The organism is Thermoflexibacter ruber, from assembly GCF_900113045.1.
GTDB classification, from domain to species: domain Bacteria; phylum Bacteroidota; class Bacteroidia; order Cytophagales; family Thermoflexibacteraceae; genus Thermoflexibacter; species Thermoflexibacter ruber.
In genome coordinates this window covers 76373-95536 of record NZ_FONY01000021.1, presented here as the reverse complement: position 1 = coordinate 95536, position 19164 = coordinate 76373, and the positions used below count along the sequence as shown (strand labels likewise).

Genomic DNA, 19164 nt, shown 5'->3' with positions numbered 1-19164 from the left:
GCCACACTCAACTTGCCTGTATAACCTTGATAATTATCTTGTAAATAGGCTTCCAAACCTACTTGCTCATATCGCTGCCGATAGTTCCTCACTGTTCCTTCACTGATGCCTAAACTGGCACTAATCACCTCCATACTTTGACCCAAATGAAGCATTAAAAGCACAGTTATCTTCTTGTACGCTCTGGCATAGCGTTCATTGTGTTGTAACTCCCTTAGTAAATCATAGTCTGCTTGTGATAACATTTTTACTAATTTGATTACCAAATATTGTACTTTTTTCGTAATTTTCCTAATCCAAATTTCAAAACCTTTTACTTTTTAGTATAATACCTGAAAATGAGGAGGAGAGATTACAAAATTTGTATGCTTATGATATTTTAGATACATTGCCAGAAAAAGATTATGATGATATTGTAAACTTAGCTTCTTTTATTTGTCAAACGCCTATTTCTGCCATTAGTTTTATTGATAGGGACAGAGAATGGCAAAAGGCAAATGTTGGTTTGCCTACTAATACAGGAAAAAGAGAAGATTCATTCTGTGCTTATGCTATTTTGGATAGCCAGCCACTTATCGTCAATGATGCACTTACTGACGAGCGATTTAGCAAGCATCCTGCGGTACTTGGCAACCTTAAGGTTCGATTTTATGCAGGTGTGCCTATCACTACCCCCCAAGGATTTAACTTAGGAATGTTGTGTGTAGTGGATAGCGTACCCCGAGAACTTGAACCAGAAAAGTTAGAGGCACTCCAGAAGTTAGGTAATCAAGTTTGTAATTTATTAGAATTAAGGCTAAAAAATAAAAACTTAGGTCTTATTATAGATGAACTAAATGAAAAAAACGATAGGATTCAAAAATTATCTAATATACAGGCTAAATTGCTTTATATTATCTCGCATGACTTAAAAAGTCCACTTGCCACTTTGCAGAATTTATTAAATCTACTCCGACATGAAGACTTATCCCAAGAGGAAATGCTGCTCATTACTAAGGACTTACAACTTTCTGTGAGTAATGCTTCGTTTCTTTTGAGTAATCTTTTGGAATGGGGTATTAACCAAGTAAAACAAGGAAAACTTACCTTATCCAATTTTAGTCTGCATAATGTCGTAAAACAAGTCGTAGCATTGTTTGCATTGATTGCCAATAAGAAAGAAGTTGAAATTATAAATTTGGTAAGCGAGCATGTTTATATTACCGCAGATGAGGGTGCATTAAGCCTGATTATACGCAATCTTGTGCAAAATGCTTTGAAGTTTACCTCTAATGGAACTGTTACGGTGAGTACGAGAGAGGAGAACGCATATCATATCATTGTAATCGACGATACAGGAGTAGGCATGAGCGAAGAGGTCAAAAATAAGTTATTTAATTGGGAAAATAGAGTAAAAAAAGAAGGTACTGCCAAAGAAAAAGGCTCTGGACTTGGACTTTTGATGTGCAAAGATTTTATTACGCAAATGGGTGGAGAAATCTGGGTAGAAAGTGAGTTAGGAAAAGGAACAAAAATAAGTTTTTCTTTACCAAAACTATAAAGCAGACCTTATAAGGCTATCAAGTAGTTTAACTTTTTTGTGCGTTCTTTTAATTCCGTAGGAACGACCGCTTTGTAGTAAATCTTTAATAAACCTATTTGACTACTATTCACTACAAAGCTGTCGTGCCTACGGCACTGAATAAAAAAACAGTTTAATTTGTTGAATTACTTAAAACCTTATAAGGTGTGGCATGAGCATTACTTACTTTTATGCAGAAACCAATCAAAAGTATCTCCACGCAAGCCATGACGGATAGTTTCCAAAGGAATGACCTCATTAGGAGCTATATTTCCTAAGTTTACATTCGCTCCTACCTGCTTAATGAACCAAACTTGCTGCGATTTTTGGGGGGCTTCCCAAATAATTCTTTCTGCGGGAATACTGTGAATAATCTCTTTGACCAAGCCCTGACGCACTTCCCCCGTTTCGCGGAAAAGCCCTACATTGCCTGATTCTCTTGCTTCACCAATTACCTTCCAAGCGCCTGCTCCTAACTCTGCTTGCATCAGTTCTATCCACTGGTAAGGGGCTAAGATTTTTTCTGCATCTTTCGAGCCTACCTCAGAAAGCACGCGATAGCTTTGCGCGAGTCGCTGAATATAAGCACACTTCTCGTCATGAGGAATCTCGATAGAGCCGTCAGAAACTTCTACATATTCCATATCGTATTCCTCCAATAATCGCATATAGTCGTCAAACTGCCCTCGGACTATGAAAGCCTCAAAGAAAGTACCCCCAAAGTAAGTAGGGATACCTGCTTCTTTATATACTGCCAATTTTTCTCTCAATCTTGGAAAAAAATAAGAAGTTGCCCAGCCCAACTTTACTACGTCTATGTAATCGGCAGAGGCACTCAGCATATCTTCTGCTTCTCTGATACTCAATCCTTTGTCCATAACCATAGTTAAGCCATACTGTCTTGGCTTTGCGGTGCGCTCAGGCAGTTGTAATAATCTGATATTCATAAATGCAACAATTCAATGTTAGGAATCTGATTTTTTTAATGTGTTGGTTATCAATATTTAGGTAGTTCCTAAAACAAACCTATTTTTGTTTTTGCCACAAGCACACAAATTATACAACCTAAAAACTTGTATTATTTATGTACTTGCAGTAATAATTATTAGCTTGTTTAAAAAGCAGGACAAAGGTAAAGAAAATTTTTAAACAAAAATTATTGGTTTTCTCTATCTCTAAATTGATTAATAATTTTTGACAAAGCATTTTTGATTTCCTTGCTTTCAAAAAAGTCAAAAAGTACGGTGTGCTTGCTGAAGTTGAGAATCAAAGCACTTTCTAAGTATTTGAAAGCCTGCTTGTACTTGCCAGCACTAATGAGGTAAGCCGTCAGTCTATATAACAAATCAGCATTGTCAGGCAGGTCTTCTACGCCCTGCATCAATAACTCTATGGCATCTTCGGTGTTGCCTTGCTCATAAAATACGAAAGACCAATTGAGCCAGATTTGTGGATTGTAAGGCGAGTAATAGCTTGCTTGTTTGTAGGCGTCTAAGCAAGAAACGATATTACCCACCTGAAACTCGCACTCGGCTAAGGCAAGCCAGTAGTCTCCATCGTGTTTTTGATATTTTAAAGCTCGCTTCAAGAAATGAATTGCCTCGTAGTGCTTTCCTAAGGAAGTCAGGCACAGTCCAGCCCCATACCAAGCCTCATGATAGCTTTCTTTGAGTTCTATGGCTTTGCGGTATATACGAAATGCTTGCTCGTAGTCTTTTTGCTTTTCTATGCTTGAGGCTAAGTGGCAGTAAATTTCTGCACTCGGTTTTTCCAAAGTGAGGACTTTTTCAAACATTTTTTGAGCTTCTGCATAATTCTTTTGATTCATATACACACAGCCCATCTCTGCCCAAGCATCTGCAAAATCTTCTTTTATCAAGGTGGCATAGTCCAAAGCGTGTAAGGCTTTGGCGTACTCACCTTTACTGTTAGCAAGTATGCCCAACCTGTACCATGCTGTATAAGAATAGGGAGAGTCATCTATTTGTTTTTCAAAAAACTCTATCCCCTGTCTGTGGAAAGCCGTAATCTCCACAAAATCCATGAACTCATCAAAAATATCCTCATTTTCAGGGTTTAGGGTCAAGGCTTGCTGATAGTGGTACAAAGATTTTTCATGCTGATTTATTTTCAGATAATTTTGTGCAATAAAGCAATGAATGCTCTGCGTTTCCATGTCCAAAGCAAGCACCTGCTCGGCACAGGAAATGGCTAATTTGTGTTTGCCCATCATGGCGTAGATATTGGCTTTGGTGATTACTACCTCGGGGTCATTGGGCAGGAAACTTTCTGCTCTTTCTATGTATTTGAAAGCCTCTTTTACACTCCCACTATACACCAATACTTGTGCTTTCAGGAAAAGCGGAAGCCCAGAGTAAGGGTACTGCTCTTGGGCTAATTCTGAGGCTTTGAAAGCCTTGCTGAGTTCATTTTTTTCTATATAATGATGAATAATATTTTCATACACATCTAAATCAAAAAAGGCATTTGTTTTTTTCTTTAACATCTCTTCAAAGCGTGCTACATCTTCGTTTCCGTCTTCGCCTACATCTTGAAAGTTATTTTGCATATTTTTTATACATTTGTTTTTGAAAATTAATTTTAAAAAACATCATTACCAGCTTCTACCAGTGCTTCCTTGCCCTCAAAGAAGTAATCTGAGCGATGTGGTGCTGACCATGCCACACATACATTCCCAAAACGTATTCCAAATTAAAGACTTTCTGGCTTTCGGGGTGAAAATAGGTTTTTTCAAAGTCCTTTTCCTGCATATTTTTTAGGAGCATCACCCAGCGAAAATGAATAGCCTCTAACATTGCCAAAGATACTTCTATGGGCGTATGGAAGGTATCTGGTAGTACAGCCCACCTATCTTCGTGGTAGGGCTTAATCGTAGGATTGTCCTCTGTAAGAGCCAATTTGAAGCGAATATAGGTGTTGGCATGGCTATCAGGTAGGTGGTGGATAACTTGTCTTACTGTCCAACCCTCTTCGCGATAAGGCGTATCTAACTGATTTTCTGAAAGCCCACTCACAGCCTCTCGTAGCAGAGCAGGTATTTCTGCAATTTGCAATATGAGTTGGTCTTTTTCTTGGGCAGAGTAAGCCCTTTTGTAAGCAAATTTGCCAATGGGGTAGCGTAAATCTTCCATGCTGTATCTATTGTCATATTTTGAAATATTATTGTAAATTTGCAAAAAATGTTTTACATATTGACTTTTTACACCAAAAATATACTTTTTTCTCTCTTTGTTTTCATCACTGCCTCTTTGTCAGTATTTGCCCAATCAGTGCCTACTGAGGAGAATATCCCTATATTTTCTTTAGCTAACCAATGGAATATTTATGATAATCAGGCAAAGGCGTATATTCCTTTTTTGCCTTCCTTGCACTTAGACAAAAAACAACTTTATTTGATTTTAGATACTAAAAAGTACCAAGACTTTTATTTGAGTATATTGGTAGAAGAAAACACCTACTTTTTTGTCAATAACAACCTGTGCGCCCATTTTACTACTGCCTCTTGGCAACATTTTAAAATAGATAGTTTGCAAAAACTGAGCAGAGAGAATCCTTTACTCATCACCTATTCTTCCAAGAAAACATTTAATAAACTTCCTGTTTCCTCTATAACTCTGAAAAGAACACGTAGTATAGCAAATGCAGATACAATTACACCAACCAATGAAAAAACTTCCAATCATCACATAGTAAATATAAAAGCAGATAACAAAGTAAGCAAAAATTTTTTAATGCTTGCTATGTTAGGGGTGCTTTCTATTGTAGCGTTTTTTTCTCAAATCAATCAACCTATTTTTAGCCTGTATTTTCTGTCAAGTACTTTAAAGGATTTCATCAAAGGGAAAAGCCAGATTAGAAGACTCTCTGCGCCTAATTTTATGCTCTTTTTACTTTTCTATGGTTTTTCTCTTTCATACATCATCATTTTTTTTGCTACTTATACAGGCAAAGTCGATGATAATATTTTTCTAAATGAGGAGCATGGCGATTTATGGAACAGAATGGAGCATTGGGGAGCATTAAGCATCTTTATTATTGCGATTGTATGTGTTAAGTTTTTGATTATTTGGCTCTTAGGGGCTTTATATAGTGATAGACAAATTGTTAGCTTACATATACAAGAGTCTATGAATATTTCTCAAATTTTTTGTGTCATCATGCTTTGCATTACTTTGCTTTTTAATTCTATACAGCATGAAATCTCAGCCGAGAGCATCGCTTGGTTGGTATATATTTTTGTATTTCTTTTATTTCTACAATCCATTTTATTAACATATCGAATAAATTATGCAACAAATCATAAAAAAGTATATTTATTTTCATATCTTTGCGCCTCAGAATACTTCCCTTTGATTTTATCTGCAAAATTTTTTAGTAGCTAAATTAGGATTTTATTAATAATAGACACCTTTGGACTTAAGATATGGCAGATGCAAATTTGAATAAAGACAGGTTGAAAGTGGTAAAATCAATCTTGATTTCCCAGCCTAAGCCTGATAATAATGAAAAATCTCCCTACAGCGAGTTGGCAACAAAATATGGTATCAAGGTAGATTTTCGACCTTTTATACAAGTAGAACCACTCCCTGCCAAAGATTTTCGAAAGCAAAAAATCAATATCCTTGAGCATACCGCTATTGTTTTCACAAGTAAAAATGCGATAGATTTCTTTTTCAAACTCTGTGAAGAGATGAAAATAGAAATGCCTCCAGAAATGAAATACTTTTGTATTACCGAGCAGCAATCCAATTATTTGCAAAAGTACATCGTGATTCGAAAACGCAAGATTTTTCACGGTGTGCGTACAGCGGCGGACTTAATAGAGGTAATTAAAAAACACAAAACCGAGAAGTTTTTATACCCATGCTCAGAAATTAGGCGTGATGAAATTCCACTTTACATGGAAAAAAATGCTATCAAATACTCTGAAGCTATTATTTACAGAACAGTAGCAAGTAACTTAGCTGATGTGAATTTGAAAGATTATGATATGATAGGCTTTTTTAGTCCTTCAGGTGTACATTCCTTATTTACTAACTTCCCTGACTTTCAACAGGGAGATATGAGAATAGCCGCTTTCGGACCCACGACTGCCAAGGCTGTATTAGAACACAACTTGATATTAGATATCCAAGCCCCACAACCTAATGCACCTTCTATGACGGGAGCTATTGAGTTATACATTAGAGAAGCAAATAAGATATAGAAAAACCCCTAAGGACTTCCAAAATTCTTAGGGGTTTTTGAATAAATTTTTTACGATTTATCCAAAAGAAGATGTAAGTTATCAAACACTTTGACTTTCTACTTCTGCCTTTTTCAAGACCTTTATTTTTAGTCCTTCTTCATTGGCTTCCTTGTCGTAGTCTGCCAAAATAGTATCTCCACTTTGCAATTCTCCTTTGATAAGCTCCTCCGCCAGAGGGTCTTCTAAGTATTTCTGAATAGCTCTATTAAGTGGTCTTGCCCCGTACTGAGCATCATAACCCTTATCTGACAAAAAGTCTTTGGCAGATTCGGTGAGTTGAATGTTGAAGCCCAAAGCGTGAATACGGCTGAACAACTTGCCCAAAGAAAGGTCGATGATTTGGTGTATATGTTCTCTGTTGAGAGAGTTGAATACGATTACATCGTCCAAACGATTCAAAAATTCAGGAGAAAATGTCTTTTTCAAGGCATTTTGAATGGTATTTTTAGTGATTTCATCTACGCTATTGCGTTTTGTTTGCGTATTGAAGCCTATGCCTGTGCCAAAATCTTTCAAATCTCTTACGCCAATATTAGAGGTCATAATGATGATAGTATTTCTAAAATCTACTCGGCGACCTAAGCTATCGGTAAGAATACCATCGTCAAGCACTTGTAAAAGAATGTTGTACACATCAGGGTGTGCCTTTTCTATTTCGTCTAATAGGACTACGCTATACGGTTTTCTACGAACTTTCTCTGTAAGTTGTCCACCTTCTTCGTAACCTACATAACCGGGAGGCGCACCTACTAAGCGAGAAACAGAGAATTTTTCCATGTACTCGCTCATGTCTATCCGCACTAAGGCATCTTCTTTGTCAAAGAGATAAGTCGCCAATGCCTTTGCCATTTCGGTTTTGCCTACCCCTGTAGGTCCTAAAAACAAGAACGAGCCAATGGGCTTTTTAGGGTCTTTGAGTCCTGCACGCGTGCGTTGGATAGCTTTGGTGAGTTTTTTCAAAGCCTCTTCTTGTCCTATGATTCTACCGCTTAGTTCTTGGTACATTCCCAGTAGTTTTTGCCCTTCATTTTGTCCAACCTTCCTGACAGGGATACCAGTCATCATGGCTACTACCTCTGCCACATTGTCCTCTTTCACAGGATAAATGGTCTTGCGGGTATCATTTTCCCAACGGGCTTTGGCATTTTCTAACTGCTCAATCAAGCGTTTTTCCCTATCGCGAAGCTGTGCTGCTTCCTCATATTTTTGGCTTTTAACTACTTGATTTTTAAGTTTTTTAATATTTTCTATCTGCTCCTCTAATTTTACTATGTCCTCTGGAACGTGGATATTACTGAGGTGAACTCTTGCCCCTGCTTCGTCCATCACGTCTATTGCCTTATCGGGTAAGAACTTGTCGGTGATGTAGCGGTCAGAAAGTTTTACGCAAGCCTCAATTGCCTCGAGGTCGTATTTTACGTGGTGATGTTCTTCGTACTTATTTTTGATATTGTTGAGAATCTCGATAGTTTCTTCAGGAGAAGGCGGGTCTATCATCACCATTTGGAAACGGCGAGCTAAGGCTCCATCTTTCTCTATGTACTGTCTGTATTCGTCCAGAGTAGTTGCTCCTATACATTGGATATCGCCTCTGGCCAAGGCGGGTTTGAACATATTGGAAGCGTCCAAAGAGCCAGAAGCCCCTCCCGCACCCACAATGGTATGCAACTCGTCGATAAATAAAATGACTTCGGGTGCTTTTTCCAATTCGTTCATCACTGCTTTCATTCGCTCCTCGAACTGTCCTCTGTATTTTGTCCCTGCAACCAAAGAGGCTAAGTCAAGGGTTACTACTCTTTTACCAAAAAGTACACGAGAAACTTTCTTTTGTACGATTCGCAACGCCAAACCTTCTGCAATAGCAGTTTTCCCTACGCCCGGTTCGCCAATGAGGATAGGATTATTTTTCTTGCGGCGGCTGAGAATTTGAGCCACCCGTTCTATTTCTTTTTCGCGACCGATAATTGGGTCTAACTTGTCATCTTCGGCAAGTCTGGTGAGGTCTCTTCCGAAGTTGTCTAAAACAGGAGTGCGAGATTTTTCGTTAGAGCGGGGATTGTTGCCCTCTCTACTGCTGGAACTCCCACTGCCAAACATTCTTCCTGAGTCCTCATCAGGGTCATCTGTATCGGGTCCTGATACAGGATTCTGTAAGTGGTATTCTAATAAATTTTTCACGACTTCGTAATTTACATCAAATTTATATAATATCTGCGTGGCTAAATTGTCTTCATCACGTAGGATAGAAAGCAACAAATGCTCAGTGCCTATAATAGGCGCTTTGAAGATTTTAGCCTCTAAGTAGGTGATTTTCAATACTTTTTCCGCTTGGCGGGTAAGGGGAATATTGTTGAGATTTTTGATGTTGTAAGTAGCTGTACTTTTAGTATTTCTCTCTATAATTTCTTTGAGTTCGGCGAGAGAAATGCCTAATTTTTTCAACAAAATCACTGCAACTCCTTCACCTTCACGAATCATTCCAAGCAACAAATGTTCTGTCCCTATGTAATCATGCCCAAGACGCAAGGCTTCCTCCCTGCTCATTGCGATTACTTCTTTTACTCTGTTTGAGAATTTTGCTTCCATTGACATGGCACTGCACTCCTTTTTTTCTGTTGTAAGTTCTTCTTTTATTTATAATTATTTTGTATTGCTTCGTCTTTTATGTGTTTTTGCATAAAAGCAAGGCTCGCTGGAAGACTATTTTGTAAATATAATGATTTTTCTTAAAAATCAAAAATTTAACATTTTTAACTTTGCTACCTCTTGGAGGTAAGGCATGGCATAATTGCCTGTACAAAACAATAAATCAAGAATGCTAAGATTAGGTACAAACTCACTGCCAAAGATTTGTTGGTAAGCGGGATATGCATGCGTTGGGTATTGGTTATGGGGGATAAATGCGTTTCTAAGGTCTTGTGCCTCATTTCCATAGCTTTTCTGATAAACTGACGTTATGTCAATAGGTATATTTGCTCTTAAAAATTTCAGACACAATGTCAGTGTTTCTACGTTCAAATCTACTAAAAAATCATACTTTTTAAAAATAATAGCATGAATTTCTTCTTTTAAATGTTCGTAGAAAGGCGAATTACCATACGCCGAGAAAATAGCCCCCCAATGCACTTGTTGCCAACGCTGACTGTAATCCACTTTTATATCTCTCAGCCTTGCCCCTTTATGGACATTTGATACAGGCACGGTCAATCTATCTACTTGATTTGCTGTCCTGATATAACACCGATTTCTATACGTTTGTTTGATGTAAAACTCATTTACTTCTAACAAAAGTTTGTCTGTTTGTACCAAAGAAGCAAAATAACTAATACAAGGGAAATAGTGAGGCTCTATGAGTAAAGGCATTTTGATAAAAATATTATCTGAGTTTCACTTATGACTTATTTTATTACAGCTTAGCTCATTTTTGTTTGTGATAATCGCTAATCACTTCCAACATTTCCTCGTGAATCTTACCTGTGGCTAATATCTGCTTGCCAAAAATAAAATTACTCCCATTTTTAAAGTCGCTTACTTTCCCACCAGCTTCCATGACCAAGAGCGCACCTGCTGCTACGTCCCAAGGATTGAGGTTTTGCTCATAAAATGCCTCAAACCTTCCACAAGCCACGTAGGCTAAGTCCACAGCCGCAGAGCCTATTCTCCTGAATCCATGCGACTTAGTAAGAAATTCATACAACAAATTGAGATACCCTTTCAAATCTTCGTGGTAATAAGGAAAACCTGTAGCTATCAAACTTTCGCTTAACACTGAGGTTTCCGAAACAAAAATTCTTTCTCCATCAAGCCATGCCCCTCCTCCTTTGATAGCATAAAAACATTCTTTGTGATTTACTTCGTGAACTATCCCCAATAAGATGTCCTCCTGCTCGTCTATCAGAGCAATACTGATAGAATATATAGGTAAGCCGTGAATAAAATTAGTAGTTCCGTCCAAAGGGTCTATCACCCAATTCAGACCATCTATTTTCCGTTCACCTGTCCCCTCCTCAGCAATAAATCCCGCTTCAGGAATTAACTTGCTGAGCTGTTCTACTAACATTTTTTCTGCTTCCTTATCTACATAAGAAACCAAATTATTTTTCCCTTTGAATTCTGTATGGTGTGTTTTAATGAAAGAAAGTGCTTCTTTGCGTATAAAATCACCTACTTCTTGGGAAATAGCTATGACTTGCTGTTGGAGATTTAATAGGTTCACAGTATTTGGAGTTATGAAGTAATAATTTATTGTTTATCACAAAATTAAATAAAGCTAATTGATATTTGGAGGCTAATTTATCAATTTTTGAGCGAAGTTCTCAATATGTTTAAAACTTTATTATAACGATGAGATGGGGCAAAACTTAAAATATACATTAAGACCTTCATTTTTTGTTTGGACATTTCATATTCTTTTCTTAACTTTGCAGGCGAAATGTAATAACAACTCAGTTGGATTTACATAAGGGCTTGTAGCTCAGCAGGTTAGAGCACCTGACTCATAATCAGGGGGTCCATGGTTCGAGCCCATGCTGGCCCACAAAATACAGAAATGGATTGTAAGATAAGGTTACAATCCATTTTCTTTTATCAAAAAATCATTTTTATTTTCTTTAAATTTTAAAAATAATGGGCTTAAAGTGTGGGATTGTAGGTTTGCCCAATGTTGGGAAATCTACTTTGTTTTCAGCTTTGACAAATATTCAGAATGTAGCGGCAAACTACGAGTTTGCGACCATAGACCCAAACATAGGCATAGTAGATGTACCTGATGAGCGTTTGCAAATATTGGCAGAAATAGTAAACCCTCAGCGAATTGTACCTACTACGGTAGATTTTGTAGATATTGCAGGCTTGGTCAAAGGAGCAAGTAAAGGAGAGGGTAGAGGTAATGGTTTTTTAACAAATATCAGAGAAGTAGATGCTACTATCCATGTAGTACGTTGCTTTGATGACCCCAACGTAGTTCGTTCTATTGGAGCAGTCAATCCTGTTTCTGACAAAGAAGTAATAGAGATGGAATTGCAACTCAAAGACTTAGACTCTGTAGAAAAGAAGATTGCCAAAGTAGAAAGAGCCGCAAAGTCTGGAGATACCAAAATGAAAGAAGAACTAAACATCTTGCTCGAGTATAAAAATGCACTCAATCAAGGAAAAAATGCTCGTAGTGTGAATGTTTCTGACGAGGAGAAAAAAGCGGTGGCAGATTTATTCCTACTCACTATGAAGCCTATGCTCTATGTAGCTAATGTAGATGAAAAATACCTTCATGAAGACAATCATCATGTTAAAGCTCTGAGAGAGGCAGTAGCAGGAGAAAATGCAGAAGTTTTGCGTATCTGTGCCGCCTTGGAAGCCCAAATTGCAGAAATCACAGACAAAGAAGAAAAGCAGATGTTTTTAGAGGAATATGGATTAAAAGAGGCAGGACTGAACCAACTCATTCGGAGTGCGTATGCTCTATTGAACTTAATTACTTACTTCACCGCAGGCGTAACCGAAGTACGTGCATGGACTATCAAAAAAGGCTGGAAAGCACCTCAGGCTGCGGGCGTAATTCACTCGGACTTTGAGCGAGGGTTTATCAAGGCAGAGGTGATTAAGCTACCCGATTATATCAAATACAAAACAGAGTCCGCTTGCAGAGAAGCAGGAAGATTAGCCATTGAAGGTAAAGAGTACGTAGTCCAAGACGGAGATATTATGCACTTCCGATTCAATGTCTAAGAAAAGGGCAAATTATTTTCTTAAAATTTGTTATACTTTATGAAAATTTTATCAGTTTTGTATCATATCTAAAAAGTAGCTTTGGAAATATATAAAGAAATGCTTACTTTTGAATAAATAAAATTTTTAATCAATGATTTAAACCCTACGGCATCTATGGCATTATTATTTGGATTTGTTGTGCTATTTGTCCTATTGATAATAGGCTTAGTTCAGTTATTCAAATTCATCATCAACGATAGTGGAAAAAAAATCATGGAGTCAGGAGCAAAAGAAGGTCGCGGACTTGGCTTATTGAAAAAATATCCAGATGTTGATTTGAATAAGTACAGTGCATTACTATTGAATGTCGGACTAATTGTTAGTCTTGGCATTGCCTTAATGGCTTTTGAGTGGAAAACTTATGATGACCAACAAGTCGCCAGTCTTGGGACTTTGGAAGTCAAAGAAGAAGAAGTAATAGAAATCCCTCCAACCGAGCAAAAGCCACCTCCACCCCCCAAATTGGTACAACCTGAAATCGTGGAAGTACCTGATGAAGAGGAAATAGACCAAGACATTGAGGTAGATTTGAACGTAGAGGTAAATCAGCAAACTACAGTAACCGCTCCAGTAGTGGTTCCTAAAAAACAAGAAGTAGTAGAGGAAGAAACCGTAGAAGAAGTCTTTACAGTAGTAGAGCAAAATGCTGAACCTGAGGGAGGCATGGACGCATTCTATAAATACCTCAATAAAGCCTTGAAATATCCCTCGCAAGCAAGACGCATGGGAGTAGAAGGTAAGGTATATGTCCAGTTCGTTGTAGAGAAAGACGGTAGCTTGACAGACATAAAAATTGTCAAAGGAATTGGGGCAGGCTGCGATGAGGAAGCAGAAAGAGTAGTAAGAGAAGCTAAGAAATGGAAACCCGGCAAGCAAAGAGGTCGCCCTGTACGCCAGAGAATGGTTATCCCAATTATCTTTAAACTTGGTTAAGCATTAAGTACTATCATTACATAGTAGTATATGCTTTGGAAATATTTTTAAGAGAGAGCAACTCAAAAGATGTGAGTTGCTCTCTCTTTGTTTACGTAGGGTAACAACTTGAATCCTATGTTAAAAAAACTTATTTACAAGTAAATTATAAAAGAAATTTAGTTAATTTGTAGAAGCACTGTATATAAAGATAATCTCATTTTAATTGCTTTATTTTTAATTGTTCTATGTACAGAAAGATATATTATTTAGTTTGCTTGTTGGTATTATTCTTATTTATCTCTTATACCTCTCTCAAAGCACAAGGACAAAGAAAGGTAATCACTTTCTCAGGATTGGTCGTACAAGGCGATAGTGCCTATGGGGTACCGGGAGCAAACGTTTATGTATTGAAAGCTGGTCGTGGTACTTCTACGGACTATCGTGGTTTCTTCTCTATGCCTACTTTAGAGGGAGATACAGTTACTATTAGTGCAGTAGGGTTTCAAAAGCAAACAGTAATTATTCCCAGAGTAATAGATATGTCCTATCATGTGGTGGTGAACTTAAAGGAATCAACTACTATGTTGGCAGGAGTAGAGGTACTTCCCTTTTCTAATGAAGAACAGTTTAAAGAAGCCTTTATCGCTTTACAACTTCCTTCCAAAGAATTAGAAAATATAGAGAAAAATTTGAGTCCTCGCCAACTTACCAATATGGCAATGGCAATGCCTATGGATGGCAGTCTAAATTATAAATTTTATCTCAATCAACAAGCCTCTCAGATGGGGAATCGCAATTTTGCTACTACTATTCCTTTGCTCAATCCGTTTGCATGGATAGAATTGATAAAATCTATTAAACGCGGAGATTTCAAAAGAAAAGATAGAGATTAGTAAAATCTATGTGATTTATTTTGCTAACTTGCAGGCTGTTTTAATAAGTTTTTATCAAAAATAGGTTTTACAAAGATGTAATATGCTTACATCTTTTTTGTTTTTTACAAAAAATATCTTTCGTTTAATAGGTAAATATGAATTAATCTTACTTTTTCGTTTAAAAGAAGATATTTAACACTTAACTTTGCAGATTAAGATTAAAGTATAACTTACGACTTAAGAAATAGATAATTACATAAGAAGAACTGATATGAGTTTTATGGATTTTTTCTCGAGTGACCTTGCTATTGATTTAGGAACTGCGAATACGCTTATTTTGCACAAAAATAAAATTGTTGTCGATGAGCCTTCCATTATTGCTTTAGATAGGTCTAATGGAAAAGTGATTGCTATTGGGCGGGAGGCGATGATGATGCACGAAAAAACGCATGAAAATATAAAGACAATACGCCCCTTGCGCGATGGTGTGATAGCCGACTTCCATGCGGCAGAACACATGATTCGTGGAATGATAAAAATGATAGATAGCGGAGGGCGTAGATTTTTCTCTCCTTCGCACCGCATGGTGATTTGTATTCCCTCAGGCATTACCGAAGTGGAGAAAAGAGCAGTACGCGACTCTGCCGAGCATGCAGGGGCTAAAGAAGTATATATGATTCACGAACCTATTGCAGCGGCGATAGGGATAGGTATTGACATAGAAAAACCTATGGGAACGATGATTGTTGATATTGGAGGGGGGACAACAGAAATCGCAGTGATTGCTCTTTCAGGTATTGTGTGCGACCAATCTGTAAGAACGGCTGGAGATGTATTTAACAGAGATATATTGGATTATTTGAGAAGACAACATAACCTCCTTGTGGGAGAGAGAACTGCCGAGAAAGTAAAAATAGAAGTTGGCTCGGCGATGGCTGAGCTGGAGAATCCACCAGATGACTACGAGGTAAGAGGACGAGATTTGATGACAGGGATTCCCAAAGTAGTCAAAGTTTCTTACCATGAAATTGCTTTCGCAATAGACAAGTCTGTTTCTAAGATTGAAGAAGCCGTATTAAAAGCATTAGAAATCTCTCCACCAGAGTTAGCAGCTGATATTTATGACAACGGTATTCACCTTACTGGAGGAGGAGCGTTGCTGAGAGGCTTAGACAAAAGACTTAATATGAAGACCAAACTTAAGATTCATGTAGCAGAAGACCCTTTGCGTGCGGTCGTGAGAGGAACAGGGCTTGCCTTAGCTAAACTCCAGCATTATAAGGGGATTTTAATGACATAGGATAGGCATTGTGTTTTAGCCTGCTCGAGAAAAGCTAAAAACTGTAAGGGAATAATTATGCGCCAACTTTTTTTATTTTTGTATAGGTACAGATTCTTCTTTACATTTCTTGCATGGGAATTTGTCTGCACTTGGTTGATTATCAGGAATAATGCCTATCAAAGTGCTGCGGCATTTACTTCCTCTAACCAACTCGTTGCTTACATTTATGACATTAGGAATTACTTTACTTCCTATATAGCTTTACCAAGAATGAACGACGAGTTGGCTCAGGAGAACAAAAAATTGTACGAGCAGGTGGCTTTTCTTAAGAAAGAAATTGAGGTATTAGAGATGAATAAAGCAAAACAAAATGCTGATTTCCTTGCTAATTATGAGTATATCCCTGCCAAAGTCATCAATAATTCCTTGCTCAGAACTAAAAACTATTTGACTATTAATAAGGGTAGAAAAGATGGCATCGAGGAGGGCATGGGCGTAGTAAGTAATAGTGGAATCATTGGGAAGGTAAAAGCCTGCACAGATAATTATTCCACTGTTATTTCTTTGTTACACGAAAATATACAAGTCGCTTCTCGCATCAAAAAGAACAATATTATCTGCACAACTAAGTGGGATTTGTTGGATTACAGAGAGGCAAATGTGTTGGAAATAGGGAGACATGTCAATTTGAGTGTAGGTGATACAATCGTAGCTTCTGGATTTAGCGAAGTCTATCCTGAGAACTATCCTATTGGTATAGTAAAAACAATTAACTATCCCAAATCTAACTCTTTCTTAGAGGTAAAGATACGTCTTACGGCTGACTTTGCTTCTCTAACTTATGTGTATGTTATCAAAAATAAAAAACAAAACGAGATAGATAAATTAGAAAAAGCAATAAAAGAGGACAAATAGCTCGAGATGAACAATTTATCACAAGTCATTAGTTTTTTTATCTATTTAGTCTTGCAAGTGGTGTTCATACGTCATTGGGCATTATTTGATGTAGCTTTTTGTTTTATCTACATTTCTTTCCTTTTGTTTCTTCCTTTTTCTATGAATCTTTTTTTGATGATGCTTATAGGATTTGTAACAGGGATTACTGTTGATTTATTTTATGATACTTTGGGAGTTCATGCTTTTTCTTGTGTGCTATTAACATACATGCGTCCCTACCTTGCCAACCTTATCAAGCCAAGTGGAGGCTATGAAGCCAATATGAAACCTTATTTGAGTTTTATGGGTTTCCGTTGGTTTTTGACTTATACTGTTTTACTAACCACTATTCACCACCTTTCTCTGTTTTTTTTGGAAGCATGGAGCATGAATCTTCTTTTTTTCACCTTGTCAAAAGCCATTTTAAGTATTGTTTTTACTTCTTTTGTTATTGTACTTTTTCAATATATTTTCTATAAAGAAAATTAATCTTTATTCTTTCATATCTTTGCTACCGCAAACATTTTCATTGAAACCAATGTTTAAAAAGAAAAAGCATTTAATTTAATCATGGAAACTTCTGCTATTATTTCTGAAAAAAATGAGAAAAGATACGTTTGGATTATTGGGATAGTTTCTATTTTGATTCCCATAGTTGTAGCTATTTTGTTGTATCTGCCTGAGAGCCTGCGTCCTCAGGGTTTGAATACTAAGCTACTGCCTCATTTCAACGCTATTTTGAATACGCTCACTTCCTTGCTTTTACTGTTCGGCTTCTTTTTTATCAAAAAGAAAAATATCAAAATGCACCGAAAAGTAATGACCACAGCTTTTGTCCTGTCATCTATTTTCTTGGTTTCTTATGTAATTTATCATTTTTCTCCTGATTCTTCTGTCAAATTTGGGGACGTAAACCATGATAAGGTAGTAGATGAAGCAGAAAAATTGGCTGTGGGAACAGTTCGCTACGTATATTTGTTTATTTTATTGACTCATATCTTGCTGGCTGCGGTAGTTGTACCTTTGGTATTGTTTGCTTTTTATTTTGCTCTAAGCAATCAAATAGCCAAGCATAAAAAAATGGTGAAATGGACTTACCCTATCTGGTTGTATGTGGCGGTTACAGGAGTAATTGTTTACTTGATGATTAGTCCTTATTATCAGTAGGGAGGTAGTGATGAGTCATTAGTGATGAGTTGTCTTTTAGCTATTCAAACTATTTCAACTATTTTATTTAACGCTTCAAATACAAATGAGAACTAAAATCATTTTGACACTTGTTTTCTTAGCAATAGCTTTTTATTTTTTCCCTGTAGAGGCTGAAGCCCAATGTGCTATGTGCAGAGGCTCTTTAGAAAGCAGTGTAAGTCAAGGAAATACCAACTTTGCGGCGGGCATTAATAAGGGAATTTTGTATTTGCTTGCTATGCCTTATCTTATCATGGGAACTATTGCTTACCTGTGGTACAGAAGTAGCAAGGCAAACCAAGCTAAAGTACAGAAAATCTACCAAAGATTACGTTTCAAGCCTCAAAGTTAGGACAGGTTTGACTTTTTTTGTTGTTCTTCTGCTTGCAATCGGTCTTTGATATAGTCCATTTGATTTTTAAGGTCTTCCATTCTGATTGCCAAAACAGCAATCTCATCGTAGAGGGAAGTAGAATTTTTTGCCATCTGTCTGAGTCTTTCTTTCTTTTCCAAATCTGTTTTAACCTCGTCTATCCCATTGAGAATCACCCCCACAAACATATTAATCACGACCATAGCCCCGACCAAAATGAAGGAGGTAAAATACATAACACCCGCTATAGGGCTTGCTTGTGGCTCGACTTGGATATTATTTTTCTCCACCACTTGCATAATGTCAGGGTCGTTATAACCAAACTTATCACTTCCATAAATTTGTGTGTACATCAAGTCGGGCCAGTCTTCTAAGGTAATTGCTGTAAACAAAGAAAGCGAGGTCTGCTCTAAAGAACCAAAATGAAGAGGGTCATTTTTTTTAAATAAGATAGTACCCATGATAGCATAAATATAGAACAAAATTGCCATCATAAAAACCACGTATATCATAGAAGGAATACTACGGAGCAGGGCAGTAACCAAAAGTTGCAACTTGGGCAAAGCACTAATGAGGCGTAGTACTCTCAAAATACGTACTAATCGGAAAATCGCCGCAAAATTGGAGGCAAAAGGAATAAAGCAACTTGCCACAATCAAAAAATCAAAGACGTTCCAAGCGTCTGCAAAGTATCGCAAAGGTTGCTTGCCTTCTGCTATTATCTTGATAATGATTTCAATAGAAAAGAAGAAAAGTACAATCTCATCGGTAAAAATAAATAACCATTCGTATTGCTGAGCAATATTTTCATAGGTTTCTAAACCGACTAATACACTTGCTAAAATTATTAGTAAGAGAATAAAACGTTTAAAAGGTTTACTCTCTGCGATTTTTTTGCAGTGGCTACTGAGTTTTGCGTATATCAGAGTTGCTTCCGAAGACATGATTTGTTTATGTTAATATACTCAAAAAAATTGATTAGCCTTTACACCTAACAGG

19 protein-coding genes and 1 tRNA gene are annotated in these 19164 nt (G+C 37.1%); 12 read left to right on the top strand and 8 right to left on the bottom strand.

Translation table 11 applies throughout. The features are described from left to right. A partial coding sequence (locus BM141_RS12710; protein ID WP_143090725.1) for a helix-turn-helix domain-containing protein occupies window positions 1-245 on the bottom strand: 245 nt, incomplete at its 3' end. 116 nt (window positions 246-361) lie between these two features. Between BM141_RS12710 and BM141_RS12705 the strand changes: the two genes are divergently transcribed. Then, a complete protein-coding gene (locus tag BM141_RS12705; protein ID WP_091545971.1) occupies window positions 362-1540 on the top strand; it encodes a GAF domain-containing sensor histidine kinase in 1179 nt (392 codons plus the stop codon). A gap of 200 nt (window positions 1541-1740) precedes the next feature. Here the strand turns inward: BM141_RS12705 and BM141_RS12700 are convergent, their stop codons facing one another. From BM141_RS12700 to BM141_RS12690, 3 genes are all read right to left on the bottom strand, one after another. After that, on the bottom strand, window positions 1741-2508 hold the full coding sequence (locus tag BM141_RS12700; RefSeq protein WP_091545968.1) for a phosphosulfolactate synthase: 768 nt from the start codon (window positions 2506-2508) through the stop codon (window positions 1741-1743). 209 nt (window positions 2509-2717) lie between these two features. Further along, complete coding sequence (locus BM141_RS12695) at window positions 2718-4130, bottom strand: tetratricopeptide repeat protein (RefSeq protein WP_091545964.1); 1413 nt, start codon at window positions 4128-4130, stop codon at window positions 2718-2720. Window positions 4131-4185: 55 nt separating this feature from the next. After that, on the bottom strand, window positions 4186-4713 hold the full coding sequence (locus BM141_RS12690) for a YfiT family bacillithiol transferase (RefSeq protein ID WP_091545961.1): 528 nt from the start codon (window positions 4711-4713) through the stop codon (window positions 4186-4188). A gap of 48 nt (window positions 4714-4761) precedes the next feature. On the opposite strand from BM141_RS12690, the gene BM141_RS12685 reads away from it, so the two are divergent. Together BM141_RS12685 and BM141_RS12680 are read left to right on the top strand one after the other, a co-directional pair. After that, window positions 4762-5964, top strand: coding sequence for a DUF4271 domain-containing protein (locus BM141_RS12685; protein ID WP_091545959.1), 1203 nt, complete (start codon window positions 4762-4764; stop codon window positions 5962-5964). A gap of 41 nt (window positions 5965-6005) precedes the next feature. Beyond that, entirely contained in the window at window positions 6006-6788 is a 783-nt protein-coding gene (locus BM141_RS12680) for a uroporphyrinogen-III synthase (RefSeq protein WP_091545956.1), read from the top strand. A gap of 81 nt (window positions 6789-6869) precedes the next feature. Here BM141_RS12680 and BM141_RS12675 read toward each other — a convergent pair whose 3' ends face one another. The 3 genes from BM141_RS12675 to BM141_RS12665 form a co-directional block, all read right to left on the bottom strand. Continuing rightward, window positions 6870-9416 (bottom strand): ATP-dependent Clp protease ATP-binding subunit, encoded by a 2547-nt coding sequence (locus BM141_RS12675; protein ID WP_091545952.1) that lies wholly within the window; start codon window positions 9414-9416, stop codon window positions 6870-6872. Between the two features lie 147 nt (window positions 9417-9563). Next, complete coding sequence (locus BM141_RS12670) at window positions 9564-10193, bottom strand: WbqC family protein (protein ID WP_091545949.1); 630 nt, start codon at window positions 10191-10193, stop codon at window positions 9564-9566. A 55-nt stretch (window positions 10194-10248) separates the two neighbouring features. Further along, window positions 10249-11046 (bottom strand): inositol monophosphatase family protein, encoded by a 798-nt coding sequence (locus tag BM141_RS12665; RefSeq protein ID WP_091545947.1) that lies wholly within the window; start codon window positions 11044-11046, stop codon window positions 10249-10251. Between the two features lie 247 nt (window positions 11047-11293). On the opposite strand from BM141_RS12665, the gene BM141_RS12660 reads away from it, so the two are divergent. From BM141_RS12660 to BM141_RS12620, 9 genes are all read left to right on the top strand, one after another. After that, window positions 11294-11367: transfer RNA gene (locus BM141_RS12660), tRNA-Ile, on the top strand. Window positions 11368-11456: 89 nt separating this feature from the next. After that, window positions 11457-12554 carry a redox-regulated ATPase YchF gene (gene ychF / locus BM141_RS12655; RefSeq protein ID WP_091545945.1) on the top strand — a complete coding sequence of 366 codons (1098 nt, stop codon included), beginning with the start codon at window positions 11457-11459 and terminating at the stop codon, window positions 12552-12554. Window positions 12555-12710: 156 nt separating this feature from the next. Further along, entirely contained in the window at window positions 12711-13529 is an 819-nt protein-coding gene (locus BM141_RS12650) for an energy transducer TonB (RefSeq protein ID WP_091545941.1), read from the top strand. A gap of 227 nt (window positions 13530-13756) precedes the next feature. Then, window positions 13757-14404, top strand: coding sequence for a carboxypeptidase-like regulatory domain-containing protein (locus BM141_RS12645; protein WP_091545937.1), 648 nt, complete (start codon window positions 13757-13759; stop codon window positions 14402-14404). 253 nt (window positions 14405-14657) lie between these two features. After that, window positions 14658-15686, top strand: coding sequence for a rod shape-determining protein (locus BM141_RS12640; protein WP_091545934.1), 1029 nt, complete (start codon window positions 14658-14660; stop codon window positions 15684-15686). Window positions 15687-15743: 57 nt separating this feature from the next. Beyond that, window positions 15744-16583 carry a rod shape-determining protein MreC gene (gene mreC, locus BM141_RS12635; protein WP_091545931.1) on the top strand — a complete coding sequence of 280 codons (840 nt, stop codon included), beginning with the start codon at window positions 15744-15746 and terminating at the stop codon, window positions 16581-16583. 6 nt (window positions 16584-16589) lie between these two features. Then, window positions 16590-17093: a Rod shape-determining protein MreD gene (locus BM141_RS12630; RefSeq protein ID WP_091545929.1), complete on the top strand. Its 504-nt coding sequence runs from the start codon at window positions 16590-16592 to the stop codon at window positions 17091-17093. Window positions 17094-17174: 81 nt separating this feature from the next. After that, window positions 17175-17771, top strand: a complete 597-nt coding sequence (locus tag BM141_RS12625; RefSeq protein WP_091545926.1) for a DUF420 domain-containing protein — start codon at window positions 17175-17177, stop codon at window positions 17769-17771. A gap of 85 nt (window positions 17772-17856) precedes the next feature. Further along, the gene (locus tag BM141_RS12620) at window positions 17857-18144 is read left to right on the top strand and encodes a hypothetical protein (RefSeq protein ID WP_091545923.1); all 288 of its coding nucleotides are present in this window, start codon (window positions 17857-17859) and stop codon (window positions 18142-18144) included. Here the strand turns inward: BM141_RS12620 and BM141_RS12615 are convergent. Continuing rightward, on the bottom strand, window positions 18141-19109 hold the full coding sequence (locus tag BM141_RS12615; RefSeq protein WP_091545919.1) for an ion transporter: 969 nt from the start codon (window positions 19107-19109) through the stop codon (window positions 18141-18143). The genes BM141_RS12620 and BM141_RS12615 overlap by 4 nt on opposite strands. Window positions 19110-19164 lie beyond the last annotated feature (55 nt).